The sequence below is a fragment of the Sebaldella termitidis ATCC 33386 genome, from assembly GCF_000024405.1.
Taxonomy (GTDB): Bacteria; Fusobacteriota; Fusobacteriia; order Fusobacteriales; family Leptotrichiaceae; genus Sebaldella; species Sebaldella termitidis.
This window is the reverse complement of sequence record NC_013517.1, coordinates 3,423,579-3,439,280: the sequence shown is the minus strand read 5'-3', so window position 1 is coordinate 3,439,280 and position 15,702 is coordinate 3,423,579. Positions and strand designations below refer to the sequence as shown.

The 15,702-nt window shown below is 35.2% G+C and carries 13 protein-coding genes; 8 read left to right on the top strand and 5 right to left on the bottom strand.

The window, feature by feature from the left end; genetic code table 11:
- Positions 1-51: 51 nt before the first annotated feature.
- The 5 genes from STERM_RS16150 to STERM_RS16130 all read right to left on the bottom strand — a co-directional run bounded on the left by STERM_RS16150 (position 52) and on the right by STERM_RS16130 (position 6,467).
- On the bottom strand, positions 52-462 hold the full coding sequence (locus STERM_RS16150; protein WP_012862697.1) for a C-GCAxxG-C-C family protein: 411 nt from the start codon (positions 460-462) through the stop codon (positions 52-54).
- Positions 463-474: 12 nt separating this feature from the next.
- Positions 475-1,107, bottom strand: coding sequence for a class I SAM-dependent methyltransferase (locus tag STERM_RS16145; protein WP_012862696.1), 633 nt, complete (start codon positions 1,105-1,107; stop codon positions 475-477).
- Positions 1,108-1,332: a DVU_1557 family redox protein gene (locus STERM_RS16140; RefSeq protein WP_012862695.1), complete on the bottom strand. Its 225-nt coding sequence runs from the start codon at positions 1,330-1,332 to the stop codon at positions 1,108-1,110.
- A 13-nt stretch (positions 1,333-1,345) separates the two neighbouring features.
- Positions 1,346-3,637 (bottom strand): pyridine nucleotide-disulfide oxidoreductase/dicluster-binding protein, encoded by a 2,292-nt coding sequence (locus STERM_RS16135; protein WP_012862694.1) that lies wholly within the window; start codon positions 3,635-3,637, stop codon positions 1,346-1,348.
- A gap of 88 nt (positions 3,638-3,725) precedes the next feature.
- Positions 3,726-6,467 (bottom strand): molybdopterin-dependent aldehyde oxidoreductase, encoded by a 2,742-nt coding sequence (locus STERM_RS16130; RefSeq protein WP_012862693.1) that lies wholly within the window; start codon positions 6,465-6,467, stop codon positions 3,726-3,728.
- A 160-nt stretch (positions 6,468-6,627) separates the two neighbouring features.
- On the opposite strand from STERM_RS16130, the gene STERM_RS16125 reads away from it, so the two are divergent.
- The 8 genes from STERM_RS16125 to STERM_RS16090 all read left to right on the top strand — a co-directional run bounded on the left by STERM_RS16125 (position 6,628) and on the right by STERM_RS16090 (position 15,576).
- A complete protein-coding gene (locus tag STERM_RS16125; protein ID WP_012862692.1) occupies positions 6,628-7,005 on the top strand; it encodes a hypothetical protein in 378 nt (125 codons plus the stop codon).
- A 554-nt stretch (positions 7,006-7,559) separates the two neighbouring features.
- Positions 7,560-9,359 carry an ABC transporter ATP-binding protein gene (locus tag STERM_RS16120; protein ID WP_012862691.1) on the top strand — a complete coding sequence of 600 codons (1,800 nt, stop codon included), beginning with the start codon at positions 7,560-7,562 and terminating at the stop codon, positions 9,357-9,359.
- The gene (locus STERM_RS16115) at positions 9,359-11,098 is read left to right on the top strand and encodes an ABC transporter ATP-binding protein (RefSeq protein WP_012862690.1); all 1,740 of its coding nucleotides are present in this window, start codon (positions 9,359-9,361) and stop codon (positions 11,096-11,098) included. The genes STERM_RS16120 and STERM_RS16115 overlap by 1 nt, the downstream gene beginning before the upstream one ends.
- Before the next feature lie 332 nt (positions 11,099-11,430).
- The gene (gene modA, locus STERM_RS16110; RefSeq protein ID WP_012862689.1) at positions 11,431-12,249 is read left to right on the top strand and encodes a molybdate ABC transporter substrate-binding protein; all 819 of its coding nucleotides are present in this window, start codon (positions 11,431-11,433) and stop codon (positions 12,247-12,249) included.
- Between the two features lie 44 nt (positions 12,250-12,293).
- Positions 12,294-13,055: an ABC transporter permease gene (locus tag STERM_RS16105; protein WP_211205103.1), complete on the top strand. Its 762-nt coding sequence runs from the start codon at positions 12,294-12,296 to the stop codon at positions 13,053-13,055.
- On the top strand, positions 13,042-13,737 hold the full coding sequence (locus STERM_RS16100; RefSeq protein WP_012862687.1) for an ATP-binding cassette domain-containing protein: 696 nt from the start codon (positions 13,042-13,044) through the stop codon (positions 13,735-13,737). The genes STERM_RS16105 and STERM_RS16100 overlap by 14 nt, the downstream gene beginning before the upstream one ends.
- Before the next feature lie 16 nt (positions 13,738-13,753).
- A complete protein-coding gene (gene modD, locus STERM_RS16095; protein ID WP_012862686.1) occupies positions 13,754-14,599 on the top strand; it encodes a ModD protein in 846 nt (281 codons plus the stop codon).
- A 152-nt stretch (positions 14,600-14,751) separates the two neighbouring features.
- A complete protein-coding gene (locus STERM_RS16090; RefSeq protein ID WP_012862685.1) occupies positions 14,752-15,576 on the top strand; it encodes a hypothetical protein in 825 nt (274 codons plus the stop codon).
- The last annotated feature ends 126 nt before the right edge of the window (positions 15,577-15,702 follow it).

The window sequence follows — 15,702 nt, the reverse complement described above, 5'->3', positions numbered from 1 at the left end:
CCTGCTAGTATAGTATTTTATCTATAGTCTGATATTGTATTGACTGTAAATTTATTCATATAAATCAATATTATTTTCCTCTAAAAGAGATAATATTTTTAAGAAAGATTCTTTCAGCATTACAGGACAAACCTCTCTTTTTTCCTCAGGATCAAGAATTTTACATTCTACAGAGCCGTATGTATTTTCAAACCATTCCACGAATTCTTTTATTATCTCTTTGAATTTTTGATGCTCTTCAGGGGAATCATCTTTAGCAAGAAGGTTTATTGCTATGGCTCCTCCTGTAACAATACCGCACATTTTTCCCGAATGTACGCCTCCGCCCAGTGAGTATAAAACCTTGGTAAGCTCTTCATTATCTTCTTTCTGTGTAATTTCCTGCATAAGCTTATACATTATCTGGGTACAGTTTTTATTTTCATTGGCAAGATCAGCTATCATAAGGTCTATCTCATCCATATAATTTTCTCCTTATATTTTTTTGGCTATTATTGAAAAATAGCCGGTTTCTGTTCCTTTATAACCTTTCGGGATACAATCTGCTATACAGCAGCTTTGGTTTTCCCATAAAGCTTTCAGGTAGAATTCTTTCAGGGCACTGGTATTATCCTCATAATATATAATTTCAAAGCCGGCTTTATTCAAAGTTTCTATCCAGTCATTAAAAGTAAAAAAATTGCCAGTTGCTTTTTTCACCAGTGCTGTTATGTCATTAATAATAAAAAATCCTCCGCATTTCAGAAATGAGTGTATTTTATTAATAATTTCCGTTTTATTTTCAAGAGATGCAATGACACATTCGTTGATAATTCCGTCAAGCTTATTTTGAAATTCCAGATTATCGATATTTTCCAAGACAAAAAAATCAGCCTCCGGACATCTTAAAACGGCCCTTTTTATTAATAATTCGGATTTATCTGTTCCGATAACACTAAACTTTTTACTGGCCAGATATTTGGCAGTATGACCTTCTCCGCAGCCAAAATCCATAATTAAACCGCTTTTCAAACCGGAGATATCCAGCAGTCTTTTGGTAAGCTCTATTCCTCCGGGTCTCATAGGAACGGAACTATCCCAGATATCATCTTCATATAAATTATTCATTTATTTATCCTCTAACGATTTTTCCACATGCAGCATTTTACCGAGAGCCAGCTCTTCGGGAATAAAAACCATTCCGCATTTCGGACATTTGGGCAGTTCCACGGGAAAGCCGTTTCCCAGATATTCCAGACTTACAGGCCCGATGACTAAGTTCACATTGCATTTGCTGCAAACCAAATCAGTATAGTCATTTTCCAGTTCGGCATCATTTTTCTTTATCTGCATAAATATATCTCCTTTACTTATTAATAAAAGTCATTCTGTGGGTATAAGCATTCAAAATCTTGTATCCATCCTCAAATTTAATATATTTTACCCAGAAAGTAACATTATTAGGTCTGAAACTGGTAATAAAACAAGATTCCTTGGGATCAATGAAAAATTCGTTTTTTTCGTTTGCATTAATAACAGCTTTTTGAATATCTGTTTTTAAAATCATTCTGTCCTCCATTATTTTTTCTAAATCCTCATCTATAAAAATCTTACAGTCCAATTCTTCTGTTCCTTTCTCATTCCAGTATTTCTTAAGGAATAAATTTTTTATCCTTTTTCTGTTTTCCTGTCTTTCCGACCATGTAGGCCATTTATGATGATTGCTGTCCTGACCGTAAATAAGTTCAAGAAAGTGATATGAATTTTTGTTCTGTTTCAAAAATCTGTCCCGGCAGTTTACACAATATGCCAGTATTTCATTTTCAGAATCTTCTATAATTCTGTCAGTAACTTTTACAGCAGTTTCTTTATCTGCAAAAGGCATTAAGCCGCCATAGCCGCAGCATGAAGTTATTTCTCTTGTGTATTTTTTTTCAGTTATTTCATGACCAAGATTTTTTCCCAAATTTCTTATATTTTCCTGTATATTCCTGTCAAATCTTGCAGAGCAGGCATCATGTACAGTTAGCTTTTTACTTTCAAAGCCAGTATGTATGGGAATAGTTTTATTAGAATAAAGCTCCCATATTCCTGCTGCTTCAAGACCGTAATATTCCCTGAAAACAGAGATGCATGTAGGGCATGCGGATATTATTTTCGGATTTCCCAGTTTTTCTATTTCTTTTTTCAGCTTATTAACAGTATCATAAAAGATTTCTGTATTTCCTGACCAATTTGCCATTATTCCGCAGCATGAGAATAATACACCAACTCCTCCGCTGAGGTTTTGGCATAAATCGTCATAAACTTTTTCCAGAAGTTCAGGCTCAGAGGCAGCCAGCTGACAGCTTGGAAAAAATAAATACTCGCTGTTTTCTGTTCCGCTTTGATGTTTCGCAAGAAAAAAATCTTCGCTGCTGCTGTAATCCATGTCAAGAAGTGCAAATTCAAAAGCTGACGGAGGCATTTTACCGCTTTCCACCATTAATTTTCTGGCTGCAAGAAAAATTTCCGACATATCTACGTCATTTGGGCAGATACTTTTACACTGTCCGCATAAATTACATGAATTTATCATTTTGTTTGCATGATGTGTTCCCATGGCAATGGATAAATTATTATATACTTCTCTTATATATTTTTTTGGATAAGATTTATAGGTTTTCATGAACTCACAGCCTTTGACACACTCCATGCACTCACATTTCAGACATCTTTTACTTTCTTTGACAGCATCTTCTTTTGTAAGAACTGGAGAAGCAAGAAAGCTGCTCGCTTCAAAGGCAATATCATCCGTATTTGTAAATAAACCGGATTCATAAGGGCCTTCCTTCTCTCTTCCTGCCATTACAGAAACACCTTTTAAAACTCTTTCTATTGTAGTAGCAGCACTCTTTCCGTCATATACTTTGACAATAACAGTGCCTGTATCATAATCCAGCCTGCTGCCAGTAACTATTTTTGTATTCTCAATGAGAAGAGTATCTTTATCAGATTTATTAAACAAGGCGGATTTACATGAAATATAAATGATATCGGCATCTGTATCAGATACGAAACTGTTTATTTCATCAATATTATCCAAGGGAACCTGGTGATTATACATAACCTTTACAGGGTATCTCAAAAGCTCATGTATATCACTTTCCAGATCTTCGGCAGAAATTCCGTTACCGATATAATCACGGAGACGTCCTCCTAATTTATCTGATTTCTCATAAATAACTACCTGATACCCCTTTCTTGCCAGTTCGTTTGCAGCTGTCATAGCTCTTAATCCGCCGCCTGCAATAACCACTTTTTTTTGTATTTTTGGAAGGAATGCCGGTATTTTTTGCTCTGTATATGCAAATTTTACAATGGCTTCTTCCAGCTTCCTTATTTCGATACTTCCTCCGAGTCCGTTTCTTTTGCATTTATTTTTACATGGCTCGTGGCAAAGGCTGGAAATAATTTTCGGAAATAATACTGATTTTTTATAAAGTGCATAAGCTTTGGCAAAATCTCCGCTATCTGTCAGACGGGATATCTCTCTTATATCAACATGCATAGGACATAAAGAAGTACAAAAAGGAACCTGCTCCTGAGTGCAGAGTACTTCGATTTTTTGCATTACTTCCTGATTTGTAAAATTTTTATAATTATCTAAAAAGCTCATTTTCTGCCCCCTTAGCTGTATTTTATCGGTTAAAGCCACAAAAAGTGCTGATATCTGTGTAGTTACAGCACTTTTTATGACAGTCTGTTTATCTGGTTCCTAGTTTATCCAATTCAGCCTTTACTATTTCAGGTAAAGCAGGAATTTTTCTGATTCTTACTCCGCATGCTTCGTAGATGGCATTCAGAATAGCCGGATGCGGTGCAGTAAGAGGTGCTTCTCCCACTCCTGATGCTCCGTAAGGTCCGTCTTTTCTGTATGTTTCTACATATGTGATATCCATTTCATCCGGTATATCTTTTATATACGGAAGTCCGCATCCCATAAGAGTAGTATGCTTTTTCAGATCTTCAAAGTCTTCCGATAAAGCAAAGCCTATTCCCTGTGCAAGTCCGCCGTAAATCTGACCATCAACAACAGATTTGTTTATAACTGTTCCTACATCTGCCACAGTAGTAAATTTAACTACTTCTACCTTTCCTGTTTCAGTATCGACTTTTATCTCAGGCATAAATAATTCATACATGTATGTACTGAAAGGATTCCCCTGTGAAGTCTCAAGATCACAGTCCGTACATTCACTGGCTGCCCATTTTCCTGTATAACGCAAAGGAATATTTTCTGCAGTCATTTCTTCATACGTTCTGTATGTGCCGTCATCCTTTTTCATAGCCTTTAGAAGCTCTTCCGAAGCCACTCTTATTGCATTTCCCGTTACTACATTTGAACGGCTTCCTCCCGCAGGACCTGAATTCGGAGTTCTTCCCGTATCATTTTTTAACAGCCTGATTTTATCAGGGGTAATACCTGCTGCTTTCAGAGTTTCATGTGCCATTGTAAGCGATCCTATATCGGCTCCCTGACCGTGATCCTCCCAGCTGTCTGCTACAAGGACATAACCGTCAGGAAGAAGCTCCACATAAGCCTCTGACGTATCGACTCCGTCGAGTCCGCAGCCGTATATTCCTAAAGTCACACTTACCCCGTATTTATATCTGTCAGATTCTTTATTTTTTTCTTCGCATTTCTTTTTAGCTTCATAATACTTTGGTCTCAGAGTATCAAACATTTCTTCCAGTGAGTAAACCTCAGGCTCGGAACCTGTTATTGTTTTGCTTCCCTTTCTGTAAATATTTTTATATCTGAGCTCGAAAGGATCTATTCCCATTTTATGCGCAAGCTCGTCCATGGCTATTTCACTTCCCAGAATAGCTTCCGGTGCTCCGTATCCTCTGAAAGCACTTCCCCATGCATGATTTGTACAGACAGTAAAGTTTTTGGTTCTTATATTCGGTATGTCATAACCGGCAAAGTGATATTGAGCCAGTCTCAAAGTTAATAAATCTCCGAATTCCGAATACGGACCGTGATCTATATAGTTTTCTCCTTCTATTCCAAGAATTTTACCGTCTTTATCAGCAGCAACCTTCAGATTCATAAATGCCGGTGATCTTTTCCCCGTGTATGTAATCTGCTGGTACATATTATATACCAGAGATACCGGTCTGCTGTCACATGCCAGACATGCTACTCCAAGCAGGGCCTCCATAGTAGGACTGAATTTATATCCGAAAGTTCCTCCTGCGGGATTCTGTATAAGACGCAGCTTATCCAGCTCTACGCCTATTCCGGTATTTATCATTGCTGAATGCAGATGAATACCTATAGATTTAGAATGTATTGTCAGTCTTCCTTCCTCATCTATGTATGCGCTTCCGCAGTCAGGCTCTAATGGAAGATGCGGCTGTCTTGAGCTGTATGTACTTGTTTCGCTCACAAATTCTGCAGTTTCCATGAATTCCTTTGTATCATTACCTTTTATATTGTTTATCTGAAAATAGACATTCGGAGTTCCGGGGTGGATTTCTATTGCATCCTCATCCATAGCCGAATAAATATCCATATAAGCAGGCAGAAGTTCCAGCTCTACTTTTACTTTTTTTGCGGCTTCTCTTGCGATTTCCTCTGTGTCGGCAGCAACTATGGCAATGGCGTCACCATACTGGAATACTTTTTTATCACATAGTATAGGTCTGTCCCAGCCGTCGCCTTTATTCGTGGAAAAAGTGATAAGTCCTGTTATTCTGTTATTTCCTTTTACATCCTCATGTGTTATTACCTTATGAACCCCCGGTACCTTCAAAGCTTCACTGGCATCAATCGAAAGTATGTTGGCATGTGATACTTCCGCCTGAACAAGTGCCAGATGAAGTGTGTTATCAGGCATCTGAAGTGCTATATCAGCACCGTAATCCCATGTTCCCGTTACTTTTGCCAATGCAGAAGGTCTGTGATAATATGTTCCTACTATATTATTATTTTGCGGTTTAAACAGAAGCTCTTCTTTTTTCATTTCTCCTCTGAGCACCTTTGCAGCATCCATTACTGCATTTACCAATGGCAGGTAACCTGTACATCTGCATGCATTTCTGTATTTCTGGAACCATTCACGCACTTCTTCACGTGTAGGTGAAGGATTCTCTTCAAGAAGCTGTTTTGCAGACATAATAAATCCCGGACTGCAGAATCCGCACTGTGCTCCTCCGTGACCCATCCATGCCAGCTGAAGCGGATGCAGGTTATCTGGAGTTCCCAGTCCTTCTATTGTTTCGATTTTTGAGTATTCTTTTATGGTTTTCATTTTTTTTACGCAGGCTCTTGTTACTTTTCCGTCTACTATTACCGAACAGGCACCACATTGCCCGTTTCCGCAGCCCACCTTACATCCCGTCAGCATCAGCTGCTTTCTCAGAACATCAGCTAAAGTGCTTTCCGGATCTGTGATAAGTGAACGTTCGAATCCATTGATTAATAAAACCTTTTTAACCATTTTTACCTCCCAATCAGTATTTATAATTTAAACTAACCAAAAATCAAAAATAAGCTTGATTAGCCGTTATTACTTTATATTTTATATAAATAAAAGTTGACTTATTATTTCAGTAACTGTAATATTATATGTAATAAAATTAAATAGCGGGGTGTATATTATGAAAAACGATATAGCAGAGATTCTTGCAGGACAGTTTTCCGATTATATTAAAGAAAATGGTATTGTTTCAGCAGCAGAAGTATCTGCACTGATGAGAAAGCTTTTTGATAAAATCCATGAAAATATGATTATTGATACTGAAATCAGCCAGATTACTTCTCCCAATATTGTTGCTGAAGTAATTGATGAAAAAACCGGTCTGTTATTCAGACGTTATCTGGAAATAGAGTATAATGAGAATTCCAACGGTCTTATGATTTCAGGTGAAAATATAAAAGGTGAAAAATCTGAGATAGTATTTCTTTCTGAAACAGCAGTTTCCAGAATATCAGAATTAAAAGGAAGCGGATCAGATAATCCGCACTGCAGCGAGTGATAAAATTAATACATGCTTTTTCGGTGCTGCCGCAGCTTTATAAGAAGAACGGAGTTATAAGATATTAAAAAAGATCTCTTTTACGAACTCAGCTTCATATTGAAGTTAATAAAGAGGTCTGTTCACTTACTGAAAAAAAATTCAGTGTATAGACGCAGTTTGTTTATGATATTATAAATTTTTTGATAAAATTAACCCGACTCTTATACTATTTTATACCTCTAATTATGTGTTCTGTCAATGGTAGTGTTTATAATATTTTGAGCATGCCTATCCAATATTTCTTATTTAGAATTATTGGCTTGTTAATATTTTGATATACAAAATTTTCAGATGATTGATAAGAAACGAAGATATATATATATAGAAGAACTGGACAGGCAGTTCTTTTTTTATAAAATTTTATTAATTTTCAAAAAAATATATTTTGATAATAAAAATTTATAGCAGAAATATCAATAATGTTTTGACTTTTTTAAGATTATGGGTATATAATATATAATATTTTGATATTCAAAATATATATTTGTTTTAAGCAGGGAGGAATAAGAAAAATGGAAAATGAAAAAGCAACAGGAATGAAAAGACTGTGGGAACTGGCAACTGTTGAAAAAGGACTGGTGTATATATCCTGTGTTTTATCGGTATTATCTACGCTTGCTTCCTTTATACCTTTTGCTGCAGTTTATTTCATCATAAAAGAGCTGTTTGATGCATCAGGAAATGTAGCTGGAATAGACGGTATTAAGATGATTAATTACGGCTGGCTTGCATTTATCGGAGTTTTTATGACAGTATTCCTGAATTTTGCAGGATTATGCTGTTCACATATAGCTGCATTTAAAACCTTGTATAAATTAAGGCTTCAGTTTATAACACATCTTGCGAAGCTGCCCTTGGGATTTCATTCAACGAATTCTGTGGGAAGAATGAGGAAGATAATAGATGAAAATATTGAGAAACTGGAAGTATTCATAGCACACCAGCTGCCGGATATGGCAGGTTCATTTTCGGCACCTGTAATTCTGCTTATATTCTTGTTTCTCTTTGATTTTCGGCTGGGACTGGCGTCGCTGATCCCGGTAGTACTTGCTTATTACGTACAGACAAGATCATTCGGGAAAACGAAAGCAAATAAATTTATGAAGCTTTATCAGGATGCCCTTGAGGAAATGAACAGTGCTTCAGTGGAATATATAAGAGGAATTTATATAATAAAGGCTTTTAACCAGACTGTATTTTCGTTCAAAAAATTTCGTGAAACAATAAAAATCTATACGAAATTTTGTCTGGAATACACTAATAATTTCAGGCAGATAATGACGTTATTTTTTGTATTGATTAATAATGTATATCTTTTTCTGATACCTGCCGGACTGCTTATTTTTTCAAAAACCAATGAGAAGAGAAGCTTTGCCATGACATTTATATTTTATCTGATATTGTCAGGATCATTTTCTTCACTGTTTATGAAATTAATGTATGTATCGTCAATGAGCTCGGAAATAGTCGACGGTATTGAAAGAATGGACAAAATAACAGATATAAGACCGCTCCCGGAAGCTGCAAGTCCGAAATCAATAAACGGATATGACATTGCTTTTGAAAATGTAAGTTTTTCATATAATGATTCCAAAGAAAATGAAGCATTAAGCTCTGTTTCTTTCAAAGCGAAGCAGGGGGAGATAACAGCACTTGTAGGTGCCTCAGGAAGCGGGAAAAGTACAATAGGGCATTTGACAGCAAGATTCTTTGACGTGTCGGAAGGAAGGATTACTATAGATAATGTGGATATTCGTGATATTGCTTCGGAAGAGCTGATGAAGAATATAAGCTTTGTATTTCAGGATATATTTTTATTTAAACAGAGTATTTCCGAAAATATTCTTATGGGAAATAAAACAGCCGGTATGGATGAGGTCATAAAAGCTGCCAAAGCAGCACAATGTCATGATTTCATTATGGAGCTGCCGATGAAATACGATACTGTTATAGGAACCAAAAGCATTCATCTTTCAGGGGGAGAACGTCAGAGGATAGCACTGGCAAGGGCTGTTTTGAAAGATGCACCTGTAATTATTCTGGATGAAGCTACTGCTTTTTCAGATCCGGAAAATGAGATGAAGATACAAAATGCTCTCGGAGAACTGATAAAAAATAAAACAGCCTTGATTATTGCACACAGGCTTTCCACGATACAGAATGCCGATAATATAATAGTTATGGATAAAGGAAAAATAACGGAAGAGGGTAAACACGGGGAACTAATGGAAAAAGAAGGGAAATATTATAAGATGTGGGAAAATTATACAAAGGCTCTGTCATGGCATCTTGTGGAAGAGGGTGATCAATAATGCTGCAAAAATTATTATTTCTTTCTGATGAAGGATACAAAGGATTAAAAAAAGCCATTGCAGCCTGTGTATTGACTAATTTCTCCATAATGGCGGCATTTGGAATAGTAATAAACATTATAAATGAAGTAATAAGGCCTTTTGTACTTGACGAAGGAAACATGAACACGCAAAAAATCCTTGTTTATTTTTTGGCAGGAATTGTATTGGCAGTTTTGCAGGGATTTATATATATGAATGAATATAATAAAACTTATTTTAATGCATACAGCGAATCGGAAGATACGAGACTGGATATTGCAGAGCATATAAGAAAGCTTCCTCTGAGCTTTTTTAACAGGAAAAATCTGTCTGAAATAACAGTAAATATGATGGAGGACTGTACAAGAATAGAAAATGCCCTGTCGCATGTAATTCCGCAGCTTATAGGAAATGTGATTTCGGCAACTCTTGTTTGTATTATGCTGGCTGTTTATGACTGGAGAATGGCAGCAGCAGTTTATATAACACTGCCTGTAACAGCACTGTTTATATTCCTCACAAAGAAAATACAGATCAGATACGGAGAAAGGCATGTCAAAGCAAAGCTTCGTGTTTCCGATCAGGTGCATGAATATATAGACGGAATAAAAGTGGTAAAAGCCTTTAATTTAGGCGGAGAAAAATTTGCGGCTCTGGATAGGGCAATGCATAATTTTATGAAAGAATCAATAATATTCGAGGGAATTACAGGAACGATTGTCACGACAGCAGTAGTATTTTTACAGACAGGAATAGGAATAGTAGTATTTACAGGCACAAATCTGCTTTTGAGCGGAAGTATACCGATAATTTCATATATATTGTTTATTCTGATAAGTGTAAAAATTTATTCTCCGCTTGTAACAGTACTGACATTATCTGCTTCGCTGAACTATTTTATGGTTGCTACCAAAAGAATGCAGACATTGCGTAATGAAAAAGAGATGCTGGGAAGAAGTGACATAAATATAGAAAATTTTGATTTCAAACTGGAAAATGTTTCTTTTGCCTATAATGCCGATGAGGTAATAAGTGATTTTTCCGCTCATATAAAACAAGGTGAGGTAACGGCTCTGGTAGGACCGTCAGGAAGCGGTAAAAGTACAATTTCACATCTGCTGGCAAGGTTTTGGGATGTCAGCAGGGGAAGAATTACTCTCGGCGGAACAGATATAAAAGAAATAGAGCCTGAGAAGCTTATGACCTATATGTCGTTTGTATTTCAGGATGTAGTATTGTTTAATGACAGTGTTTATAACAATATAAAGATAGGAAATATAAATGCTTCAAAGGAAGAAATCATAGAGGCTGCCAAAAGGGCAAGGTGCCATGAATTTATTATGGAAATGCCGGAAGGATATGATACTGTAATTGGAGAAAACGGCGGAACGCTCTCGGGCGGTGAGAGACAGAGAATTTCCATAGCAAGGGCAATTTTGAAAAATGCTCCGGTAATACTGCTGGACGAGGCAACATCATCACTGGATCCCGAAAATGAAGTGGAGATACAGACAGCACTGTCGGAGCTGGTAAAGGAGAAAACAGTGGTGGTAATAGCACACAGACTCCGTACAGTGGTAAATGCCGATCAGATACTTGTCCTAAAGGACGGGAAGCTGGAAGAATCAGGGACACATGAAAAATTAATGGAGAAAAACGGATTATACAGACAGCTTTATCAGATACAGCAGGAGAGTTCAGAGTGGAAGTTCAGATAATTTTATTATAAAGAGCAGAAATATAGAATATGAAAAAGAGTCAGATAAAATGACTCTTTTTTTAGTTTGCAAAAGTTTTTAAAAAAGTGAGAAGAATTTGATACTATAATCCGTTTATTCAATTAACAGAAGCAGAAAATATAAAATTAAAAGTGAATAAGAAATATTGTATAAAATGAAAAAAATAAATGTAAATGATTGACTTAGATTGTTATATCTGATATTCTTAGTTTAAGATTATGAAAAGTAATATAAAGTAATGTAACGTGATGAAACGGGTTATAAATCATATTGATATAAAAAAATTAATTAATTAAAGAGGAGGAATATTTATGGAAAAAATCTTGAAAACACTGTTTTTCATGACAATACTTACAATGATTTTATCTTGCGGGACAAAAAATGATACAGGTGTTAAGGAAACAGAAACAAAAGCCGCTGAACTGACAGATGACAGTGTTAAAGAAAAAGAAGTACTGCAGGTATATTCAGGTGCAGGCTTGAAAAAGCCAATGGATGAGATAGCACAGCTTTTTGAGGAGCAGGAAAATGTTACGATAGAATTTAATTATGCAGGATCGGGTCAGCTTCTGACTCAGTTGGAAACCACCGGCAAAGGAGATGTCTATATAGTCGGTTCGGTACCGAATTACGAAGCAGCGAAAAGTAAGGATTTAGTCTTGGATTATATAACTGTAGCCCATCATACGCCGGCAATTGTAACATTAAAGGGAAATCCCAAAGAGATAAAAACATTGGAAGATCTTGGGAAAAAAGATGTGAAAGTTATTCTGGGAGATGAAAAAGCCAGTGCAATAGGAAAAACGGCACAGGAAATTTTAAAGAAAAATAAACTGGAAATTATTAATGATAATGTAGTTTCAAGAGCTGCAACAGTAAATGAAATGGTAGTTCAGCTGACTACAGGAAAGGCAGATGCAATGATAGCAACAATAGATTCGGTTTATGGAAATGACAAGCTGGAGATAACAGAAATACAGCCTGAAAAAAATATTGACCAGATTATAGCCGGAGGTATTGTAAAAAACAGCGAAAAAGCAGATATGGCAGATAAGTTTATTAAGTTTGTGTCTTCTGAAAAAGGGAAGGAAATATTTGCAAAATATGGTTTTAAACCAGTAACGGAATGAAAGGAAAGTTTGCTGTAAATAAAATTTTTCATTATATTTTATTTATGATTTTTATATTGGTATTTATATTTTTAACCAGCCCGATAATAATGCTTATCATAAAAGGGGCAGCAGCCGTGCCGGTTTGTCTGAAATCAAAGGAAATAAGATTTTCGATATTTCTGAGTCTGAGAACTTCGGTAATTTCTACGGTTTTCTGTATAGTGACAGCAATTCCAAGTGCTTACTTTATATTTAAAACAGAAAAATTCAAAAAAATAATAATACAGATATTATGTATTCCGATGTCACTGCCGCATATAGTATCTGGTATAGCCTTGCTGCTTTTATTCGGACGCATGGGGATAGGTGATTTTTTGAATAATTATCTGAATATTGATTTTATTTTTACCAGACAGGGAATAATTCTGGCTCAGATTTTTGTGAATTTACCCTTTGCTGTAAAGCAAACAGTAACGGCTTTTGAAGATATAAATAAAAAAGTATTGTTTGTGGCTAAAACACTAGGCTGCAATGATATACAGGTTTTTTTATACATAATTCTTCCTCTGCTTAAAAATACACTGTTATCAGTAATTATTATGACATGGACAAGAGCTTTGGGTGAGTATGGAGCAGTTATAATGGTGGCAGGCGCTACAAAAATGAAAACGGAGATAATACCGACTTCTATAATGCTGAATATGTCAACAGGGGATCTTGATCTGGCTATTGGTATTTCGGCAGTATTGATAATTATTTCCATATCTTGTATGTTAATCTTTGAATATTTATTTAATAAAGGAAAAAAATATGCTGAAAATTGAAAATTTATATCTGGAGATAGGAAAATTTAAGCTTGGAAGTATAAATCTGACACTTGGAAAAGAGGAGTATTTTGTAATATTAGGTGAAACCGGTTCGGGAAAGACACTTTTTCTTGAAAGTATAGCAGGAAAATATCATAAGCTTGCAGGAAAAATTTTTTTAAATAATTATGAGCTTACAAAATTACCGCCGGAAAAAAGAGGAATAGGCTTTGTCTATCAGAATTTTGAATTATTCAGTCATATGAATGTATATCAGAACATAGCTTTTCCTTTAAAGATAAGAAAAGCTTCCAAAAAGGAAGCAGAAAAAAATGTATCGGCTATTGCAGAAAAGTTAGGAATACTACATTTGATGCAGAGAGACATAGGGAATCTCAGCGGCGGCGAAAAACAAAGAACTGCACTGGCAAGGGCATTGATTGTAAAGCCCGGGATACTGCTGCTGGATGAGCCGATGAGTGCTTTGGATTATATTACAAAAAAGGAAACACAAAAACTTCTGAAAGCAATACATAAAGATTACAAACCTGTAGTAATACATGTAACACATGATATTAACGAGGCGGTATATCTTTCTGAGAGAATAGGTGTGATGAGAAATGGGAGGCTTGGGGAAATAATAAGTGTAACTGATGAAATAAGAAAAACAGGAGAAAGATTTTTTTATAAATATTTGTAAAAGGAGAGAAACCATAATGTTATATTTAAGCAGTGAAGAAATAGACAGATTTATAAAAGAGGATGTACCTTACTTTGATTTAACAAGTCATTTGCTAGGAATAAGAGACCAGCCCGGAAAAATAACATATTTTATACGGGAAGAGGCTGTTGTCTGCGGAACAGAAGAAGTAAAGAAAATTTTTAAAAAATTAAATATAGAGTGTACTTTTTATATTCCGTCCGGTGAAAAGGCAAAGAAAAATGATATCCTGATATCGGGAACAGGAAAGGCGGAAGATCTGCATACGGCATGGAAAGCAGGGCAGAATATACTTGATCACTGTTCGGGGATAGCTACACAGACAAGAAGAATGGTAGATATAGGCAATGCAATGGAGCCAAAAGTAGCTGTTTTGACAACAAGAAAAGGATTTCCGGGAACCAAGGCACTGGCAATAAAATCAGTTCTGGCAGGCGGAGGATATCCGCACAGACTTGGAATTTCGGAGACAGTTCTGATTTTTAAACAGCATTTGAATTTTATCGGCGGTATGGACGGTCTGGCTGAAAAAATAAAAGAGATAAAACAATATTGCTGTGAAAAAAAGATAATAGCAGAGGCAGAATCTTTAGAGGACGGATTGAGACTGGCAGAGATGGGAGTAGACGGAATTCAGTTTGACAAATTAAAGCCTGAGGAATTGAAGGAAGCAGTGATATGGATAAAGAAAAAGACACCTCATATATCTCTTCTTGCAGCGGGAGGAATAAATGAGAAGAATATATCAGCTTATGTAAAAACAGGTGTGGATGGTGTGGTAACAACAAGCCTTTATAATGCTAAGCCTGCAGATGTAGGGGTAAAGCTGGAAATGCTGTAACATTATTATTTTGAGAGAAATGTCAGGATAATTGGAAAGATGATTTTTGGCTGGTACCAAGTCATCTTTTTTATTGATATTTATTTCTGTTAATGATAAAATCAACTAAAAATAAAATTCATGTAAAATGAATGATTTTTAGGGGAGTAAATATGAATGAAATAAAAGAAGATCTTAATATTCTGGAATTGGAAGGTTTTGAATTTTTGAACTACACATTAAAAATCTTAAAAAGAAATTTTTTGAATTTTTTGCCTGTAATAATTCTATTGATTTTACTAAATTTCTATAATGTATACAGTATAGAGATAGCAGATAAGTTTTCAGAAAGCAGTTATGGAATGAAAATATACAGATTTTTTACAGATTTGAAAATCGGATGGCTTATAGACGAAGGGCGTGGAGAAGAGTGGGCTGAACTTATTCTGTTTAACCGCTTTAAAAATTTATCAGATTTTATTTATTTGTTTTTTAACAGTATATTTTGTTTTGGTATTGTAATTTCAGTTTGCAAATATGTAGATCAAGGGACAAAAACCAATCCATTATCAGAAATAAAAAGCTCAGCTTTTAAGATATTTAAGTTTTTACTTGCAGAATTTTTGGTAATAGGAATAATTGTAAAAATAACACTAAATAAGAATATATTTATAAGTGCTGCTATTTATGTTTTTTTTATATTTGCAGTTACTAAAGGCATTTTCTTCTTTCAAGAATATTTTTATCTGGGAAATTCCATGAGAAAAGCTATAAAAAATTCATCTGATTATTCCACGCCTGGAATAGGATTTGCCGGTATACTTCTTGCATATCTTTCATATCAGATGATAGGTATAACAGCGTATTTTCCTGAAAAGATATCAGTTTTACTAAGTGTATTTCTTCAATTATCAATAATAATTCTGATTACCCTGAATTACTTTAATATAAAATATTTAAATGACAACAAGATACAGGAAGAGATGCTTTCGGAATAAAAATTTGTTAGGAGAAAAATTAGACAGAATTTCCAAATTATAACAAAATAGTATTAACTGATGAGGGTGTTAGATATTATAATAATAAAATTTATGAAAAGGAAATAGAGTTTGGAGAATTTCCAA

Excerpts from the sequence above, each read along its gene's own strand:
- STERM_RS16150 (WP_012862697.1), bottom strand. The coding sequence starts at position 462 with ATGGATGAGATAGACCTTATGATAGCTGATCTTGCCAATGAAAATAAA.
- STERM_RS16145 (WP_012862696.1), bottom strand. The coding sequence starts at position 1,107 with ATGAATAATTTATATGAAGATGATATCTGGGATAGTTCCGTTCCTATG.
- STERM_RS16140 (WP_012862695.1), bottom strand. The coding sequence starts at position 1,332 with ATGCAGATAAAGAAAAATGATGCCGAACTGGAAAATGACTATACTGAT.
- STERM_RS16135 (WP_012862694.1), bottom strand. The coding sequence starts at position 3,637 with ATGAGCTTTTTAGATAATTATAAAAATTTTACAAATCAGGAAGTAATG.
- STERM_RS16130 (WP_012862693.1), bottom strand. The coding sequence starts at position 6,467 with ATGGTTAAAAAGGTTTTATTAATCAATGGATTCGAACGTTCACTTATC.
- STERM_RS16125 (WP_012862692.1), top strand. The coding sequence starts at position 6,628 with ATGAAAAACGATATAGCAGAGATTCTTGCAGGACAGTTTTCCGATTAT.
- STERM_RS16120 (WP_012862691.1), top strand. The coding sequence starts at position 7,560 with ATGGAAAATGAAAAAGCAACAGGAATGAAAAGACTGTGGGAACTGGCA.
- STERM_RS16115 (WP_012862690.1), top strand. The coding sequence starts at position 9,359 with ATGCTGCAAAAATTATTATTTCTTTCTGATGAAGGATACAAAGGATTA.
- modA (WP_012862689.1), top strand. The coding sequence starts at position 11,431 with ATGGAAAAAATCTTGAAAACACTGTTTTTCATGACAATACTTACAATG.
- STERM_RS16105 (WP_211205103.1), top strand. The coding sequence starts at position 12,294 with ATGATTTTTATATTGGTATTTATATTTTTAACCAGCCCGATAATAATG.
- STERM_RS16100 (WP_012862687.1), top strand. The coding sequence starts at position 13,042 with ATGCTGAAAATTGAAAATTTATATCTGGAGATAGGAAAATTTAAGCTT.
- modD (WP_012862686.1), top strand. The coding sequence starts at position 13,754 with ATGTTATATTTAAGCAGTGAAGAAATAGACAGATTTATAAAAGAGGAT.
- STERM_RS16090 (WP_012862685.1), top strand. The coding sequence starts at position 14,752 with ATGAATGAAATAAAAGAAGATCTTAATATTCTGGAATTGGAAGGTTTT.